Here is a 17,245-nt window from a genome sequence, read left to right as displayed (position 1 = left end):
TGGCGTAACGAACAGCGGGTAAAAATAGTTAGCGGACGAACTTCCAGACAGAAACCGGTACTTTGTCGTAAAGCTTATTCATCGTCAGTTCAGCGAGACGATGATCGGCCGCAGAATAAAATACCGCGAGTTCGTTGTCAGATAATTCGTACTTGTTCTTTTCAATCACCCGTTCAAGGGTGTCAATTGAGCGACAACGACGCAGTCGCATCAAATAGTCTGTTTTGGTTAAGGCTTGATTGCTCATAAATAAACCGGTCTCACTCTGATGCTAAAAGGAATGGCTGGGTTGTTGGAGAAAAGCGCACTCTTCGGCAAACAGATTAAATAAGCGTTTTGCTGAACGTTGCCACCGTTGAAGATCCTGAGTATTGATTCCATAACTGCTAAACAGCATAAAGGTATCGTCAAGATATTCATCGATTTGCGTAATCAGCGCTTCATCTTCAACGTGCTTAATTTTGTAATTCATCGTGAAAGACGCGATATGCTCAATCAAATCGTTGAGCTGTAAATTGCTTTCCGCAGTAGGGTCATTCACCCAGCCGTGATGGCTGTCAGTCAGTGTCGTCATACTTTCGTCAAACAGGTTCTCACACAGGAATTTAAGCTGGGCAATATCATGCCGTTTTGGTGAGTATTCGTCCATCTTTTTCCCCTCCAGAGCTTGCACAGTGACCGCAGCGCGGCGAGATTTGGAAAAGCTATCAGGAAGCGATCACGAATATTAAGAATTCAGCGACTTTTTAAATATAATCCACATTCATTAGCTTTGCTCACCTCGATTACTAAATATTACAATTCGTCGGCTGGCGAGGGGCGGTTATTGTCTATCACTGAAAACACCAGTGCGCCCGGTACTATCTGGAACAAAATCTCTTCATGCTGGGTAGATGTTTCGTTTAAATCCAGGCAAGGATTAAATAAATCCCACTTAAAATCGTAAAGCATTTTAAATCGATTGTTATCGTGCGGTTGAATGGAAATAATCTTAAAACTGTCGGGAACTAATTGCGCGTTTTGAGAATACCACTGTAAATCACCTGCCAGGGCTTCGGCTATTTTGAGAATATTCCCCTGGATAATAGCCTGCAACTTCTCGCAATCGTCCTCATCCACAGCAATATCACAATGAATAATAGACTGCATTTCGCTTCCGGTAAAAAAAGGAGGATGAATCTATCATTGGGGTTCTGGCCAAATATTGCAAGTTAACTCTGTGCAGAATACGTAATCGTTGCGATGGGATTTATCGCTCAATCGATTCAGATCCAGTGATAGCCACAGAGTAAGCGCCAAATGGTTAACTTTTGAAACACTTTCTCTCGGGTATCGCGCGGGGAAAATCAGGTAGTATAATTGTTATGTTATAACGTTTTTGGTCTCCCTCCATGAATCACAGTGGTTTACTCCTCTCACTTAGCGGCCGCCTGCTGGTCGCGCTGCTGCTTATCGCGTTCCTGGCGCTGGCTATCTATTGGGGAATGCAGAAATGATGCATTTCAACCGCTTGCAGGGCGGCTATCAGGGACAAGCGGTGACGCCGATAGTTACCGGAGAACTGGCGGCAGGCAGCATGACGGCATTAATCGGCGCGAACGGCACCGGAAAATCCACGCTACTGAAAACCATCGCCGGTCTGTTGCCGCCGATTGCAGGGACTTGCGAATTAAAAATTTCGCCTAAGGCGCTTGGCTGGTTACCGCAGCGTAGTGAGTTAGAAACCCGTTTCCCGCTTACCGTTTATGAGCTGGTTGCTATGGGATGTTGGCCGCGCTGCGGCTGGTTTGGTGGCATCAATCGTGCGATGCGACAGGAGATCGATGCCGCACTGGATGCCGTGCAGATGCGTGATTTCGCCGATGCGCAGCCTTCAATGCTTTCCGGCGGCCAGTTGCAGCGGGTGCTGTTTGCGCGCCTGATGCTGCAGCAAAGTAAAGTCTGGCTGCTGGATGAACCCTTTAATGGCATCGATACGCAAACCGTCACGCTGTTGATGTCAATCCTCGAGCAGCAGCAGCAGGCGGGCACCACCTTATTAGTCGTGTTGCACGATCGACCACTGGTCGCGCGTTACTTCAAAGATGTGTTGTCACTTGATGATGCTGACTCCGCTCAAACTCCACTGCTGCGCAGGGTGGCTTCGTGACATTGATTCAACCGTTTATCGAATTTGGTTTTATGCGCCGTGCATTAGTGGCTTGTGTGGCATTAGCGCTGAGCGCCACGCCGCTGGGTGTATTCCTTTCACTGCGCCGTATGAGTCTGGTGGGCGATGCGCTCTCCCACGCGGTGCTACCTGGCGCGGCGATTGGCTATCTGGTTTCCGGCTTATCGCTGGTGGCGATGGGCATCGGCGGGTTGATTGCGGGGTTAGCCGTTGCGCTGCTTTCTGGTGCCGTCAGTCGGTACACCCCCTTAAAAGAGGACGCCAGTTTCTCTGGCTTTTATCTCGGCTCGCTGGCGCTGGGCGTGACGCTGGTGTCATTGCGTGGATCGAGCGTCGATCTGCTGCACGTGCTGTTCGGTTCACTGCTGGCCGTCGATAACGCGGCCATCCTGCTGGTGGGCGGCATTGCGGCGTTCACTTTAATGATGCTGGCAGTGATTTTTCGTCCGCTGGTGATCGATGCGTTCGATCCGGATTTCCTGCGTGCGCAAGGCAAATGGAGCGCGCCGATCGTGCACGGCATTTTCCTGATGCTGGTGGTGCTGAATCTGGTTGCGGGTTTTCAGGTGCTCGGCACGTTGATGTCGGTGGGATTGATGATGTTACCGGCCACCAGCGCCCGTTTCTGGAGCCGCCATCTGGCCTGCATGCTCGGTATCGCCATGGTGCTGGCGGTGATTGCGGCGGTGGTGGGCTTGATCCTTTCCTGGCACTTCTCACTGCCCGCTGGACCGGCGGTGGTGCTGAGTGCGGCCGTACTGTTTTTGCTTTCTGTTTTAACAGGACCGTGTGGCGGCCTGCTGCGCCGTCGATAACTATACAATTAGGGGATACGAATGAAGAAGTTACCGTTGAGTCTGGCGATAGGCGCCATGTTGATTAGCCCACTGACCATGGCGAAAACCGTGGATGTGGTAGCGAGTTTCACCGTGCTGGCGGATATCGTTAAGCAGGTGGGCGGCGATCACGTTAACGTGAAGTCGCTGGTGCAGCCTAACGGCGATCCTCATACCTTCGAACCGACGCCACAGGATAGCCAGGCATTGGCTAAAGCCAATGTGGTATTTGTGAGTGGTTTGGGGATGGAAGGGTGGATGGATCGCCTGATCAGCGCCTCCGGTTATAAAGGCACGATTGTGGTCGCCTCCAACGGCGTCAACACACGCAAAATGGAAGAAGACGGCAAAACCGTGACTGACCCACACGCGTGGAATAGCATGCACAATGGCGTGATTTATGCCACCAACGTGATGAATGCGCTGATTAAAGCCGACCCGGAAGATGCGGCGGATATCCGCAAGAGCGGTGAAAGCTACATTCAGCAGTTGGAAAAACTGGATAGCTGGGCAAAAACGGAGTTTGCTGCAGTGCCGAAAAGCAAGCGTAAAGTGCTGACCAGCCATGATGCCTTTGGTTACTTTGGCCAGCGTTACGGTGTGAGTTTCCTGGCGCCAGTCGGTTTCTCCACGGAAGCCGAAGCCAGTGCCAGCGATGTGGCATCGATTATCAAGCAGCTGAAGGCTGAGCACATCAAGACTTACTTCATGGAGAATCAGACCGATCCGCGTTTGGTGAAACAGATTGCCAGCGAAACTGGCGCACAGCCAGGTGGTGAACTCTATCCTGAAGCGTTGTCCGAGGCGAACGGTCCTGCTGCGACCTATGTTGCTGCCTTCAAGCACAACGTCGATATCATGTTGCAGAGCATGAAGTAAAAAAAAGGCCGGGGAGCATCCCGGCCAATTATCACGACACTTTCCTACCTTTTCTTTTTTCTTCCCTGAACCGCCTTAAAGCGCGGATTTGTTTTGCAGATCACGTAAATGCGACCTTTACGACGCACGACTTTGCAATCCTTGTGACGGGTCTTGGCAGACCGTAATGAACTTAAAACCTGCATGCGTTAACTCCTGATTAATTGCCGCGCGTCAGGAAGCTGCCGAAACGCTTGTTGAAGCGTGCGGCGCTGCCTTCTTTGGTGAGATCTTTTTGCTTGCCGGTGTAGTGGACGTGGGATTTCGACGAGACATCCAGCGTCACGTACGGCAGCACTTCGCCTTCGAACTCAATGGTGCGTTCGGTTTTAATGGTGGAACCGATTTTGAAATACTCATCGACAGAGGTGTCGTGGAACACCACGGGACGGTAATGAGGATGGATATTGGCTTTCATAACTGCGCTCTCATGTAATGTTATAATATAACAATAGTATGAACCTGCAGAGAATTGATTGCAACCGCGATCGCAGTAAGGGTATTGAACGGTCGGGTGAAGGGCGGTGTTCAGGCAATAAAAAAGGCCGCTTGCGCGGCCTTTTCAACAGGTGACAACTTAGTGTTTGTGCTCGACCGGATGGCCTTGCTCAATCTCCGCTTTGTTCTTACCAAAGCGGCGACGTACCACCACAAAGAACACGGGCACGAAGAAGATCGCCAACGCAGTTGCGGTTACCATGCCGCCCATTACGCCAGTACCTACGGCGTTCTGTGCGCCGGAACCGGCACCGGTACTGATGGCCAGCGGCAGAACCCCGAGGATAAAGGCTAGTGAGGTCATCAGAATTGGACGCAGACGCATACGTGCTGCTTCCAGAGTTGATTCCACCAAACCTTTCCCTTCCTTCTCCATCAAATCCTTGGCGAATTCAACGATTAGGATGGCGTTCTTCGCCGACAAGCCAATGGTTGTCAGCAGTCCCACCACGAAGTAGACGTCGTTACTGAGTCCGCGCAGGGTGGTGAAGATCAATGCACCGACCACACCCAGCGGCACCACCAGCATAACGGAGAACGGAATCGACCAGCTCTCATACAATGCCGCCAGACACAGGAACACCACAATCAGCGAGATGGCGTACAGGGCAGGGGCCTGGTTACCGGACAGACGTTCCTGGTAAGACATACCGGTCCAGTCATAGCCGATACCCGCAGGCAGTTTGCCCGCCAGCTCTTCCATCAGGTTCATGGCATCGCCGGAGCTCTTGCCTGGTGCAGCCTGACCCAGAATCTCCATTGATGGTAAGCCGTTGTAACGTTCCAGACGTGGTGAACCGTACTGCCACTTCGCCGAAGAGAAGGCTGAGAACGGAACCATAGTGCCGGAGCTGTTACGCACAAACCATTTGCTGATGTCATCTGGCAACATACGCGAGTCAGCCTGGCCCATGACGTACACTTTCTTCACACGACCACGGTCGATGAAGTCATTGACGTACGAACCACCCCAGCCCGCGCCCAGCGTGGTGTTGATGTCAGACAGCGACACACCCAACGCCTGCGCTTTTTCCTGATCGATGATCAGTTTGTACTGTGGCGTATCTTCCATACCGTTTGGACGCACGCCCACCAGCGTATCCGGATGCTGGGCAATCATGCCAAACAGCTGGTTACGCGCGGCGGTTAACTTCTCGTGACCCAGGTTACCCTGGTCCGTCAGCATGAAGTCGAAGCCGGTGGCGTTACCCAGCTCGATAATCGCTGGCAGGTTGAACGGGAAGACCATCGCATCTTTGATCTGACCCAACGCCTGCATGGCGCGTCCGGCAATCGCTGGCACTTTCAGGCTGGCATCGCCACGCTCATCCCACGGTTTCAGGCTGACGAAGGCAATACCGGTGTTCTGACCACGACCCGCAAAGCCAAAGCCGTTAACGGTAAATACCGAGTTAACGCTGTCTTTCTCTTTGTTCAGGAAGTAATCGGTCACCTGATCCAGCACTTTCTGCGTACGTTCCTGGGTTGCACCGGCTGGCAACTGCGCCTGCGCCAGTAACAGACCCTGATCCTCTTCCGGCAGGAAGGAGGTAGGCAGTTTCAGGAACAGATACGCCATGCCGACCACGATCACCAGGTAGATCACCAGATAACGACCGGTGCTACGCACGATGTGACCTACGCTATCGACGTAGTGGTTGGTGCTCTTGTCGAACAGGCGGTTGAACCAGCCGAAGAAGCCAGTGGTTTTACCGTGATCGCCTTTCTTGATCGGTTTCAGCATGGTGGCACAGAGTGCCGGCGTCAGAATCAACGCCACCAGTACTGACAGTGCCATTGCGGAAACGATGGTGATCGAGAACTGACGATAAATAACCCCGGTAGAGCCACCGAAGAAGGCCATCGGGATAAATACTGCGGACAGCACCAGGGCAATACCCACCAGCGCACCCTGAATCTGCTCCATCGAACGTTTTGTCGCTTCTTTCGGCGGTAAACCTTCTTCCGCCATCACACGCTCAACGTTCTCTACCACCACGATGGCGTCATCTACCAACAGGCCGATGGCGAGCACCATCCCGAACATCGTCAGGGTGTTTATCGAGTAACCAAAGGCACTGATAATCGCAAACGTACCCAACAGCACCACCGGCACCGCAATGGTCGGAATCAGCGTGGCGCGGAAGTTCTGCAGGAACAGGTACATCACCAGGAACACCAGCACGATCGCTTCAAACAGCGTTTTCACCACTTCGAAGATCGAGATCTTCACGAACGGCGTGGTGTCGTACGGGTAAACGGTTTTCATGCCAGCCGGGAAGAACGGCTGCAGTTTGGCCAGCTCATCTTTCACCGCTTTGGCGGTATCCAATGCATTCGCACCGGTTGCCAGTTTCACACCGATACCCGAAGCCGGTTTGCCGTTGTAGCGGGCGATGATCTCGTAGTTTTCACCACCGAGTTCAATCTTCGCCACGTCACGCAAGCGCACCTGTGAGCCATCCTGGTTCACTTTCAGCATGATGTTGCCGAACTCTTCAGTATTGGTCAGACGGGTCTGCGCAATGATCGAGGCGTTCAACTGCTGGCCAGGCACGGGCGGTGTACCCCCTAACTGACCGGCGGCGACCTGGGTGTTCTGGGTGCCCAACGCACTGATGACATCGACCGGCGTCAGCTGGTAGTTGTTCAGTTTGTGCGGGTCGAGCCAGATGCGCATCGCGTACTGCGCACCAAACACCTGCGTATCACCGACGCCAGGCGTACGGCTGATCGGGTCTTTGATGTTTGAAGCAACATAGTCAGAGATATCATTCTGCGTCATGCTGCCGTCATCACTGACAAAGCCCGCTACCATCAGGAAGCTGCTGGAGGATTTTTTAACCTGAATACCTTGCTGCTGTACTTCCTGCGGCAGCAGTGGCATCGCCAGCTGCAGCTTGTTCTGTACCTGTACCTGCGCGATATCGGCGTTGGTACCGGACTGGAAGGTCAGCGTCAGGGTTAAAGTACCGGACGAGTCACTGCTCGAGGCCATATACATCAGGCCATCGATGCCGTTCATGTTTTGTTCGATAACCTGGGTTACCGAATCCTGCAGCGTTTTCGCATCAGCACCCGGGTAGGTTGCCTGGATTTCAACGGCCGGCGGCGCAACATTGGGATATTGCTCAATCGGCAAGCTGATAATTGCAAGAGTACCTGCCAGCATAATGATGATGGCAAGCACCCAGGCAAAAATGGGGCGATCGATAAAGAACTTAGCCATGTATCAGTGGCTCCTGTTTAGGACGATGATTTAGCAGACTGTGATTCCGGTGCTGCTTTGGCATCATCTTTGACTTCTTGTGGTGTCACCTGCGCACCTGGCTTGGCACGCTGAAGACCGACGGTGATCACGCGATCGCCTTCTTTCAGGCCATCCGTTACCAGCCATTTGTCACCAAATGCCTGATTAGCGGTGATATTACGGACTTCCACTTTATTATCTGCGCCCACCACCATCGCAGTTGCCTGACCGGTTGGGGTACGGGTTACGCCCTGTTGCGGTACCAGAAGTGCGGTTGGGTTGGTGCCTTCATCCAGACGCGCACGCACAAACATCCCTGGCAGCAGGCGATGGTCCGGGTTCGGGAAGATGGCGCGCAGCGTGATGGAGCCGGTGGTTTCATCCACGGTCACATCAGAGAATTCCAATGTGCCTGTCTGCGTGTATGCGTTACCGTTTTGCATCAAGAGCGTGACGTTGGCTTTGCCGTCATTCTGTTTCAGCTGACCGGATTCCAGTTCTGCGCGCAAACGCAGGAAATCATCACTGGATTGGGTCACATCGACATACATTGGATCGAGCTGCTGCACGGTTGCCAGCGCAGTGGTTTGACCGCTGGAAACCAGAGCGCCCTCAGTGACTGACGATTTACCAATGCGACCGCTGATCGGCGACGTCACTTTGGTGTAAGCCAGATTGATGCGGGCGGTTTCCACATTGGCCTGGGCTGCCTGAACGGCTGCAGCCGTCTGTGCAGCGGTGGCCGCCGCGGTGTCATAGTCCTGCTGACTGATGTACTTAGTACCCAGCAGCGGCTTATAACGTTTGATGGTTAACTGCGCGACGTGTGCATTGGCTTGCGCCTGTGCTAAATCGCCTTTGGCGCTGTCATAAGCCGCCTGGTAAGTTGCCGGATCGATCTGATACAGGGACACGCCTGCTTTGATATCCGTTCCTTCCTCAAAATTACGCTTCAGAATAATGCCTGACACCTGAGGGCGTACTTCTGCCACGCGGAATGCCGAAGTACGTCCTGGCAGTTCGGTGGTAATTTTCAAAGGCTCGTTTTTTAACGTCACAACACCCACTTCTGGGGGCTGCTGCTGGGCGGCTTGCTGGGATTTATTATCATCACATCCTGTTAACACAAAGCTGCCTGAAAGCATCAGGACGGCCGCCAGAGGCGCTAATCCTCTGTTTTTATTCATAAATAAACCTCTAGTGTCCGATATCAAATGATCAATGGATCACAAACCGATAAACCCATTGCTGCGTTAAAACACGGGTCGTGCTATGGTACATACATTCACAAATGTATGTAAACTTGCCAGTTTGTAAAAAAAGTCCTCTATGGCACGAAAAACCAAAGCGCAAGCACTTGAAACGCGGAACCAAATTCTGGATGCCGCTTTAGCACACTTCTCTGAACACGGTGTGGCTGCCACATCCCTGGCAGATATCGCAACAGCGGCCGGCGTCACGCGCGGTGCTATCTACTGGCATTTCAAAAATAAAGCCGATGTTCTGCATGAAATCTGGCTTCGGTGTGACGCTGGGCTTGACGATGTGGAACTTGAGTATCAGACAAAATACCCGGACGATCCACTTTCTGTTATCCGTTCTATGTTGATCTATATCCTTGACGCCACAGCAAAGGATCCACAAAGACGCGCATTAATGGAGATTATCTTCCATAAATGTGAATTCGTTGGCGAAATGTCGACATTACAGGATATGCGTCAAAGTTTACTGCTTGAGTGTTACGACCGAATTGAATTGGTGCTACGTGAGTGTATCGAAGTGGGCCAGTTGCCTGCGGGATTGAACACGTTGCAATCGGCGCGTCTGATGTGCGGTTATATCAACGGTATGATGGAAAACTGGCTGTTTAACCCGCAGGCGTTTGATCTGGCGGCAGATGCGCCGCAGTTGGTGGATGCCTTTATTGATATGCTGCGGCTCAGTCCCACTCTCTCTTCGGCGCGTTAATTAACGCCCTCTGCCGCCTGTTTCTGCTGATAATCGCGTTGGACAATCGCCAGCGCGGCTAACACGGTTGCGGTAGGCACCTGGTTCTCTTCCAGCAGTTGTATCAAATCCACTGCCAGTTTGATCTCATCGGATGCAGTTTCCAGTGACATGATTTCTCCTTGTTAAATACGTAATTTTGCCGCCACCAGCAGCATCAAAATGGAACCCAGCAGTGCCACCCCAAAGCCAGCGGGATGCAACGTCGCTAAATCACCCGTTGTAAAATAAGTCGCGATGTAACCCCCAATTAACGCACCAATCACGGCCAGCACCAGCGTCGGAACAAACCCACCCGGCCGACCGGGAAAAACCATGCGCTTGATGCAGCCAGCCACCACGCCAATCGCTATCCACATAATTAGGGTCATGATTTTCCTCCTTCATTCATAGGGGGAGTATATATCCTAAATAATTTCAGGTGCAGGCAAGTGGCAAAGGAATGAACCCGCAGGGGCTTACTCATGCAGACACGGGGGGAATGAGCGTAGCCAACGCACCTGCCCTGTGAAGTATGACGGGTATAAAGGAAAGTGGGCGGTGATTACCGTGCCGGGCCTGACATTTCCAGTTTGTGCATCGCATGGCGACAGCGTGCCAGCCGCTCGTACAGCACTTCGATATCGCGGATCAACTGCTGCTGCACGCTGAGGGTTTCGGTGCGCGCCAGATGTTGCTCACGTTGTTCGATCATTGCCAGCAGGCGCGTTTCATAGCCCTGATACTCTTCGCGCTTCGACTGGCGCGGATCAACGCGAGGACGCTCACGCGGGGTGCGCAGTTGCTGGCTCTGGCATTCGCGTTGCAGGGCGGCAATCTGGTCCAGCACTTTCTCCGCCAGCCACTGGCGGCGCATCACATCAGTATCGGCTGCGCCAAGCTGGGTTAAATTTTGCTCCAGCTCAGCGAGATAATCAGCGAGCCGCGTGCCTTTGCAATGGAACAGTTGGGCGTCAAAACGGGGCTGTCGGCAGGCACCATCGCGTTGCTGTGCGATTTGCTGTCGTAGCTGATCGACAATGGCGAGCAGACGTTGATGTGCGGGCGGTTGGGGCATCACTCTGATTCCGACTGTGTTAACGTAGCGCAGTTCCGATTTTATCAGGCATCAGGCATGCAACGAATTTTTCTTCTGTGTCTTGGCTGGCTGGCGATTGTGCTGGGCACGCTGGGCATTGTATTACCTTTGTTACCGACCACGCCATTTGTGTTGCTGGCCGCCTGGTGCTTTGCCCGTTCGTCACCGCGTTTTCACCACTGGCTGCTGTGGCGCTCGCCGTTTGGTCGCTACATCCGCCACTGGCAACAGCATCGCGCCATGCCGCCCGGCGCCAAAGGCCGCGCCATGTTGCTGATTGTCATCACCTTTGCCGCTTCTATTTATCTGGTTAACATGCTGTGGGTGCGGATTATGCTGGGCATCATGTTGTGCGCGCTGCTTTTGTTTATGTGGCGTATCCCGGTAGTGGCAGAAAATGCTGACAGCGGCGATTAAGTGCGGCAGGGTTGCATTTAGACAGGTATTTGCATAGATTTGGGCATCTTCGTGCGTGGCTTCCCTTTTTAAACGTCTTCGCTTAACCCGGTTTCCGGGTATTGGCGCTGTCGGATGCTGCGCGTATTAGATATTTTTCCAGGCGTAACACTTATGACCGCAACTGCTCAGCAGCTTGAACTCATCAAAAACAGCATCAAAAGCATCCCTGACTACCCTAAGCCGGGCATCCTGTTCCGTGACGTCACCAGTTTGATGGAAGATCCGCAGGCCTATGCCGCGTCGATTGCCATTCTGGTTGAGCGCTATCGTGACAAAGGCATCACCAAAGTGGTGGGCACCGAAGCACGTGGCTTCCTGTTTGGTGCACCGGTGGCACTGGGTCTGGGTGTCGGTTTTGTGCCGGTGCGTAAGCCGGGCAAGCTGCCGCGTGAAACCTACAGCGAGAGCTATGAGCTGGAGTACGGTTCTGATGCGCTGGAGCTGCACAAAGATGCCATTAAGCCAGGTGATGTGGTGCTGGTTGTGGACGATCTGCTGGCCACCGGCGGTACGCTTGAAGCCACGGTGAAACTGATCCGCCGTGCCGGTGGTGAAGTGAAAGATGCTGCGTTCGTGATCAACCTGTTTGATCTGAGCGGTGAAGCGCGCCTTAACGCGATCGGCATTGATTGCTACAGCCTTGTGAATTTCCCCGGCCACTAAGGCCCTGTGCGCCGCTGACCTTGGCCATCGCGGCGCATTTCATTGCGCGTTCCTGCCGTCGTACCTTGGTATCAATATCTGATAAATCGTACCGCTCAAGCGGATGCGCGATGAAATTCAGCGCCTGCAGCGCGGGTATAGGCATATCCTGTTGTGGCTGTTAGACTACTGCCCATATAAACAGGGGTTGCGAAGCTGCATTTTTCCTCTTTGTCTTGTGGCGGAACCCGGTTCACTTAGCCGCACCGCTGTGCCAACTCAATAAATTCCAGTGATTGAATCCACATGAGCTATCAGGTACTTGCGCGAAAATGGCGTCCCCAGGCTTTCGCTGACGTAGTCGGTCAGGAACATGTGCTGACTGCGCTGGCCAACGGATTGTCACTGGGACGAATCCATCATGCTTATCTCTTCTCCGGTACACGCGGCGTGGGGAAAACCTCGATCGCCCGTTTGCTGGCGAAAGGTCTTAACTGCGAAACCGGTATCACCTCCACGCCATGTGGTCAGTGTGATAACTGCCGTGAAATAGAGCAGGGGCGCTTTGTCGATCTGATTGAGATCGATGCCGCGTCACGCACCAAAGTCGAAGACACGCGCGATTTGCTGGATAACGTGCAGTACGCCCCGGCGCGCGGTCGCTTCAAGGTTTATCTGATCGATGAAGTGCACATGCTCTCGCGTCACAGCTTTAATGCGCTGTTGAAAACGCTGGAAGAGCCGCCGTCGCACGTCAAATTCCTGCTGGCGACTACCGATCCGCAAAAACTGCCGGTCACTATTCTGTCGCGTTGCCTGCAGTTCCATCTTAAAGCGCTCGACGTCGAGCAAATTCAGCAGCAGTTAGTGCATATATTGCAGCAGGAGCAGATTGCCGCCGAGCCGCGTGCACTGCATCTGCTGGCGCGTGCCGCTGATGGCAGTATGCGTGATGCCCTGAGTCTCACCGATCAGGCGATTGCCATGGGGCAGGGCAGCGTGACGCGTGAAACCGTGGCGCAAATGCTGGGCACGCTGGATGACGAACAGCCGCTGGCGCTGATTGAAGCGCTGGTGGAGGGCCAGGGTGAACAGGTGATGGCACTGCTGAATCAGGCGGCATCGCGTGGTGTCGAGTGGGAAGCGCTGCTGGTCGAGATGCTGCGATTACTGCATCGCGTGGCAATGGTGCAACTGCTGCCGGCTTCGCTGGGTGAGGATGATGTAAATCAGGCACATCGCTTGCGCGATTTAGCGCGCGTCTTACCGCCCGCCGATGTGCAGCTCTACTACCAAACTTTGTTGATGGGACGTAAAGATCTGCCGCTGGCACCGGATCGTCGCCTCGGCGTCGAGATGACGCTGCTGCGCGCGCTGGCGTTCCATCCGCAGGCGACCATTGCCGAGCCGGTTGCGCGGCCCAGTCTGATCCCGCAGGCGGCACCGCAAGCGTCTGCTGCATCCGCAGGCGTTGCTGCGCCGGCCTCTTCCGCTCAGGTTACTGCTCCAGCTTCGTCAGCCAACACTGCAGCGTCAGCAACGCCAGCGGCTTCCGCTCCCGGACCTGCAGCCACTTCTTCGGCACCTCGCACCGCCTCTGCCGCGCAGCCGCAGATGGCGCCGCCAATGCAGGACGCGCCGCCGATGGCTGATGACTACGCCGATATGCAACCGGCGCCAGAACATATGTCCGACTCCACCAGCCAACTGTTACAGGCGCGAACGCAGTTGCTGCGTCAGGGAGCCGGCAAAGCAAAAAAGAGTGAGCCGGCAGCGCGTCCCGCGCGGCCGGCGAACCCGGCGCTGGAACGTCTTGCCAGTGTCACCGAACGCGTGCAGCAGCGTGCGTCTGAACCCGCGGTAAAAACGCCCGCGAAGCCAGAAGCCTATCGCTGGAAAGCCCAGCAAACGGTCGAGGTAAAAGCGGAGCCCATCGCAACGCCAAAAGCCTTGCGTTCCGCTCTGGAGCATGAGAAAACGCCTGAGCTGGCGCTTCGTCTGGCCGAAGAAGCCCAGCAGCGCGATGCGTGGGCCGCCGAAATAGCCGCACTGACGTTGCCAAAACTGGTGCAGCAGGTGGCGTTAAACGCGTGGAAAGAGGTGGGCGAGAACGCCGTCACGCTGCATTTGCGCAGCAGTCAGCGTCACCTGAATTCAGCGTCGGCAAAACAGGCGTTGACGGAAGCGCTCAGTCAGGCAGCCGGACAAACGGTTGAACTGACCATCGTTGAAGACGATAATCCTGCGGTGTTGACGCCACTGGAATGGCGTCAGGCCATTTATGAAGAGAAACTGGTGCAGGCGCGCCAGTCGATTGAAAGCGATACTCACATTCAGACATTGCGTCGATTCTTCGATGCCGATCTGGATGAAGAGAGTATTCGACCCGTTTGAACACCCGCTGTCGCGCGTGAGTGGCGCGCAGCCCCAGCAGAGAGAGAAGACTATGTTTGGTAAAGGCGGATTGGGCAACCTGATGAAACAGGCCCAGCAGATGCAAGACAAAATGGCCAAAGTTCAGGAAGAGATTGCCGCGCTGGAAGTGACCGGTGAATCAGGCGCTGGCCTGGTCAAAGTCACCATTAACGGTGCACATAACTGCCGCCGTGTTGAAGTCGATCCAAGCTTGCTGGAAGACGACAAAGACATGCTGGAAGATCTGATTGCGGCAGCCTTCAACGATGCAGCACGTCGTATCGATGAAACGCAGAAAGAGAAAATGGCTTCTGTGTCTTCTGGTATGCAGCTGCCACCTGGCTTCAAAATGCCGTTCTGATGCAAACCAGTCCACTGCTTGAATCTTTGATGGAGTCGCTGCGTTGCCTGCCGGGCGTGGGCCCGAAATCGGCGCAGCGCATGGCTTTTCAGCTGTTACAGCGCGATCGTAGCGGTGGTATGCGTCTGGCGCAGGCTTTGACCCGCGCGATGTCGGAAATCGGCCACTGTGCCGATTGCCGCACTTTCACCGAGCAGGAAATTTGCACCATCTGCGCCAATCCGCGCCGTCAACAAAACGGCCAGATTTGCGTGGTGGAGAGTCCTGCCGATATCCACGCCATTGAGCAAACCGGCCAGTTTGGCGGCCGTTACTTTGTGCTGATGGGCCACTTGTCACCGCTGGATGGCATCGGTCCGCAAGATATCGGTCTGGATCGGTTAGAGCAGCGCCTGGAGCGTGAAACGCTGACCGAAGTGATCCTCGCCACCAACCCAACGGTGGAAGGTGAAGCCACGGCCAATTACATCGCTGAGCTGTGCGGGCAATATGGCGTTGATGCCAGCCGCATTGCACACGGTGTGCCGGTCGGTGGTGAGCTGGAAATGGTCGATGGCACCACGCTGTCGCATTCGCTCGCTGGACGCCACAAGTTTAAATTCTAATCACTTGCCGATGTCTTCACCGACATCGGCTTGAAATTCCCATCATCATCCCCATTTCTCTCTCAACCTATGATCAACCCCGATTTAGTTGAGGTAGCAATGACCATGAAAGGACAAGAGACGCGTGGCTTCCAGTCAGAGGTAAAACAACTTCTGCACCTGATGATTCACTCCCTCTATTCAAACAAAGAGATTTTCCTGCGTGAACTGATCTCCAACGCTTCGGATGCCGCCGACAAACTGCGCTTCCGCGCCCTGTCCACGCCGGATCTGTATGAAGGCGATGGCGACCTGCGCGTGCGTATCTCGGTCGATAAGGATAATCGTACGCTGACCTTGAGCGATAACGGTATCGGTATGCGCCGTGATGAGGTGATTGAGAACCTCGGTACCATCGCGAAGTCCGGCACCAAATCCTTCCTTGAATCCATGGGCTCAGACCAGGCGAAAGACAGTCAGCTGATCGGTCAGTTTGGCGTGGGCTTCTACTCGGCGTTTATCGTTGCAGATAAAGTCACCGTGCGTACTCGTGCTGCGGGCGCGAAAGCCGATGAAGCCGTGTTCTGGGAATCGGCGGGCGAGGGTGAATACACTCTGGCAGAAATCGAGAAAGCCGATCGCGGTACCGAAATCACGCTGCACTTCCGCGAAGGCGAGGATGATTTCCTCGATGCGTGGCGCGTACGCAACGTGATCAGCAAATACTCCGATCACATTGCGCTGCCGGTTGAGATTGAGACCAAAGACGAAGAGAACGACACCACTACCTGGGAGAAGATCAACAAAGCTCAGGCGCTGTGGACGCGCAACAAGTCTGAAATCAGCGACGAAGAGTACAACGAGTTCTATAAACACATCGCCCATGATTACAACGATCCGGCGATCTGGAGCCACAACCGTGTGGAAGGCAAGCAGGAGTACACCAGCCTGCTGTACATCCCGCAGCGTGCGCCATTCGACATGTTCAACCGCGACAGCAAACACGGCCTAAAGCTGTATGTGCAGCGCGTGTTCATCATGGACGATGCCGAGCAGTTCATGCCGAACTACCTGCGCTTCGTACGTGGCCTGATCGATTCCAACGATCTGCCGCTGAACGTCTCGCGTGAAATCCTGCAGGACAGCCGTGTCACCCAGAGCCTGCGTGCCGCGCTGACCAAGCGTAGCCTGCAGATGCTGGAAAAACTGGCTAAAGACGACGCCGAAAAATACCAGCAGTTCTGGAAAGAGTTTGGTCTGGTCCTGAAAGAAGGCCCCGCCGAAGACAACACCAATCAGCAGGCGATTGCTAAACTGCTGCGCTTTGCCACCACGCAGAGTGAAGGCGCTGAGCAGACCATTTCGCTGGACGATTACCTGAGCCGCATGGTGGAAGGGCAGGATAAGATTTACTACATCACTGCTGACAGCTATGCCGCCGCGAAGAGCAGCCCGCATCTGGAACTGTTCCGCAAAAAAGGTATCGAGGTGCTGCTGCTGTCCGATCGTATCGACGAGTGGATGATGAGCTACCTGACCGAGTTCGACGGTAAAACCTTCCAGTCAGTGAGCAAAGCGGATGAGTCGCTGAGCAAACTGGCCGATGAAGAGACCGAAGAGCAGAAGGAAGCGGAAAAAGCGCTGGAGCCGTTTGTTGAGCGCGTGAAAACGCTGCTGGGCGAGCGTGTGAAAGAGGTGCGTCTGACTCATCGTCTGACCGACACCCCGGCGATTGTCACCACCGACGCCATCGAAATGACCACCCAGATGGCGAAGCTGTTTGCTGCTGCGGGCCAGGAAGTGCCGGATGTGAAGTACATCTTCGAAATCAACCCGGAGCATACGCTGGTGAAACGCGTGGCGGATACCCATGACGAAGCGCATTTTGCTGAATGGGTTGAGCTGCTGCTGGATCAGGCGCTGCTGGCTGAGCGCGGCACGCTGGACGATCCTAACCAGTTTATCCGTCGTATGAACCAACTGCTGACGGCATAAGCCATTCAGCGCCCGCGCCGGTTGGCGTCAAT

20 protein-coding genes and 1 other annotated feature are annotated in these 17,245 nt (G+C 54.3%); of the genes, 10 read left to right on the top strand and 10 right to left on the bottom strand.

What is annotated here, in order from left to right:
• Positions 1–28 precede the first annotated feature (28 nt).
• The 3 genes from FD737_RS03050 to FD737_RS03040 all read right to left on the bottom strand — a co-directional run bounded on the left by FD737_RS03050 (position 29) and on the right by FD737_RS03040 (position 1,149).
• Positions 29–247 carry an HHA domain-containing protein gene (locus tag FD737_RS03050; RefSeq protein WP_034828137.1) on the bottom strand — a complete coding sequence of 73 codons (219 nt, stop codon included), beginning with the start codon at positions 245–247 and terminating at the stop codon, positions 29–31.
• Between the two features lie 24 nt (positions 248–271).
• A complete protein-coding gene (gene tomB, locus FD737_RS03045; RefSeq protein ID WP_160832672.1) occupies positions 272–649 on the bottom strand; it encodes an Hha toxicity modulator TomB in 378 nt (125 codons plus the stop codon).
• A gap of 146 nt (positions 650–795) precedes the next feature.
• Positions 796–1,149 carry a hypothetical protein gene (locus FD737_RS03040; RefSeq protein WP_160832671.1) on the bottom strand — a complete coding sequence of 118 codons (354 nt, stop codon included), beginning with the start codon at positions 1,147–1,149 and terminating at the stop codon, positions 796–798.
• Between the two features lie 343 nt (positions 1,150–1,492).
• Between FD737_RS03040 and FD737_RS03035 the strand changes: the two genes are divergently transcribed.
• Genes FD737_RS03035 through FD737_RS03025 form a run of 3 tightly spaced genes read left to right on the top strand, consistent with a single transcriptional unit; the run spans position 1,493 to position 3,885 of the window.
• A complete protein-coding gene (locus FD737_RS03035) occupies positions 1,493–2,149 on the top strand; it encodes a metal ABC transporter ATP-binding protein (RefSeq protein WP_034828143.1) in 657 nt (218 codons plus the stop codon).
• On the top strand, positions 2,146–2,985 hold the full coding sequence (locus FD737_RS03030; RefSeq protein ID WP_160832670.1) for a metal ABC transporter permease: 840 nt from the start codon (positions 2,146–2,148) through the stop codon (positions 2,983–2,985). Before FD737_RS03035 ends, FD737_RS03030 begins: the two co-directional genes overlap by 4 nt.
• 21 nt (positions 2,986–3,006) lie before the next feature.
• Entirely contained in the window at positions 3,007–3,885 is an 879-nt protein-coding gene (locus FD737_RS03025) for a metal ABC transporter substrate-binding protein (RefSeq protein ID WP_058962373.1), read from the top strand.
• Positions 3,886–3,929: 44 nt separating this feature from the next.
• Here the strand turns inward: FD737_RS03025 and ykgO are convergent, their stop codons facing one another.
• The 4 genes from ykgO to FD737_RS03005 form a co-directional block, all read right to left on the bottom strand.
• On the bottom strand, positions 3,930–4,070 hold the full coding sequence (ykgO, locus tag FD737_RS03020; RefSeq protein WP_008103894.1) for a type B 50S ribosomal protein L36: 141 nt from the start codon (positions 4,068–4,070) through the stop codon (positions 3,930–3,932).
• Between the two features lie 14 nt (positions 4,071–4,084).
• On the bottom strand, positions 4,085–4,342 hold the full coding sequence (locus tag FD737_RS03015; RefSeq protein WP_034828149.1) for a type B 50S ribosomal protein L31: 258 nt from the start codon (positions 4,340–4,342) through the stop codon (positions 4,085–4,087).
• A gap of 159 nt (positions 4,343–4,501) precedes the next feature.
• A complete protein-coding gene (locus FD737_RS03010; protein ID WP_034828151.1) occupies positions 4,502–7,651 on the bottom strand; it encodes a multidrug efflux RND transporter permease subunit AcrB in 3,150 nt (1,049 codons plus the stop codon).
• 17 nt (positions 7,652–7,668) lie between these two features.
• Entirely contained in the window at positions 7,669–8,859 is a 1,191-nt protein-coding gene (locus FD737_RS03005; protein ID WP_034828153.1) for an efflux RND transporter periplasmic adaptor subunit, read from the bottom strand.
• 142 nt (positions 8,860–9,001) lie between these two features.
• Here FD737_RS03005 and acrR point away from each other — a divergent pair, with 142 nt between their 5' ends.
• Positions 9,002–9,640, top strand: coding sequence for a multidrug efflux transporter transcriptional repressor AcrR (gene acrR, locus FD737_RS03000; protein WP_097117479.1), 639 nt, complete (start codon positions 9,002–9,004; stop codon positions 9,638–9,640).
• Here acrR and rsmS read toward each other — a convergent pair.
• The 3 genes from rsmS to priC all read right to left on the bottom strand — a co-directional run bounded on the left by rsmS (position 9,637) and on the right by priC (position 10,736).
• On the bottom strand, positions 9,637–9,792 hold the full coding sequence (gene rsmS / locus FD737_RS02995) for a pleiotropic regulatory protein RsmS (RefSeq protein WP_064511361.1): 156 nt from the start codon (positions 9,790–9,792) through the stop codon (positions 9,637–9,639). The genes acrR and rsmS overlap by 4 nt on opposite strands.
• Positions 9,793–9,804: 12 nt before the next feature.
• Positions 9,805–10,050 (bottom strand): GlsB/YeaQ/YmgE family stress response membrane protein, encoded by a 246-nt coding sequence (locus tag FD737_RS02990; protein WP_034828157.1) that lies wholly within the window; start codon positions 10,048–10,050, stop codon positions 9,805–9,807.
• 173 nt (positions 10,051–10,223) lie between these two features.
• Positions 10,224–10,736, bottom strand: coding sequence for a primosomal replication protein PriC (priC, locus tag FD737_RS02985; protein WP_160832669.1), 513 nt, complete (start codon positions 10,734–10,736; stop codon positions 10,224–10,226).
• Between the two features lie 57 nt (positions 10,737–10,793).
• Between priC and FD737_RS02980 the strand changes: the two genes are divergently transcribed.
• From FD737_RS02980 to htpG, 6 genes are all read left to right on the top strand, one after another.
• A complete protein-coding gene (locus FD737_RS02980) occupies positions 10,794–11,174 on the top strand; it encodes a DUF454 family protein (RefSeq protein ID WP_097117477.1) in 381 nt (126 codons plus the stop codon).
• 153 nt (positions 11,175–11,327) lie between these two features.
• On the top strand, positions 11,328–11,879 hold the full coding sequence (apt, locus tag FD737_RS02975; protein WP_058962246.1) for an adenine phosphoribosyltransferase: 552 nt from the start codon (positions 11,328–11,330) through the stop codon (positions 11,877–11,879).
• Between the two features lie 285 nt (positions 11,880–12,164).
• Positions 12,165–14,252, top strand: a complete 2,088-nt coding sequence (dnaX, locus tag FD737_RS02970; protein ID WP_097117475.1) for a DNA polymerase III subunit gamma/tau — start codon at positions 12,165–12,167, stop codon at positions 14,250–14,252.
• Positions 13,594–13,655 (top strand) — a sequence feature (DnaX frameshifting element). (Overlaps the previous gene by 62 nt.)
• A 52-nt stretch (positions 14,253–14,304) precedes the next feature.
• The gene (locus FD737_RS02965; protein ID WP_031377860.1) at positions 14,305–14,634 is read left to right on the top strand and encodes a YbaB/EbfC family nucleoid-associated protein; all 330 of its coding nucleotides are present in this window, start codon (positions 14,305–14,307) and stop codon (positions 14,632–14,634) included.
• A complete protein-coding gene (recR, locus tag FD737_RS02960) occupies positions 14,634–15,239 on the top strand; it encodes a recombination mediator RecR (RefSeq protein ID WP_097117474.1) in 606 nt (201 codons plus the stop codon). Before FD737_RS02965 ends, recR begins: the two co-directional genes overlap by 1 nt.
• Before the next feature lie 99 nt (positions 15,240–15,338).
• Positions 15,339–17,213, top strand: a complete 1,875-nt coding sequence (gene htpG, locus FD737_RS02955; RefSeq protein ID WP_160832668.1) for a molecular chaperone HtpG — start codon at positions 15,339–15,341, stop codon at positions 17,211–17,213.
• Positions 17,214–17,245: the final 32 nt, after the last annotated feature.

Source organism: Pantoea sp. Seng (genome assembly GCF_009829935.1).
GTDB classification, from domain to species: Bacteria; Pseudomonadota; Gammaproteobacteria; order Enterobacterales; family Enterobacteriaceae; genus Pantoea; species Pantoea communis.
This window is presented reverse-complemented; position numbering and strand designations above follow the sequence as displayed.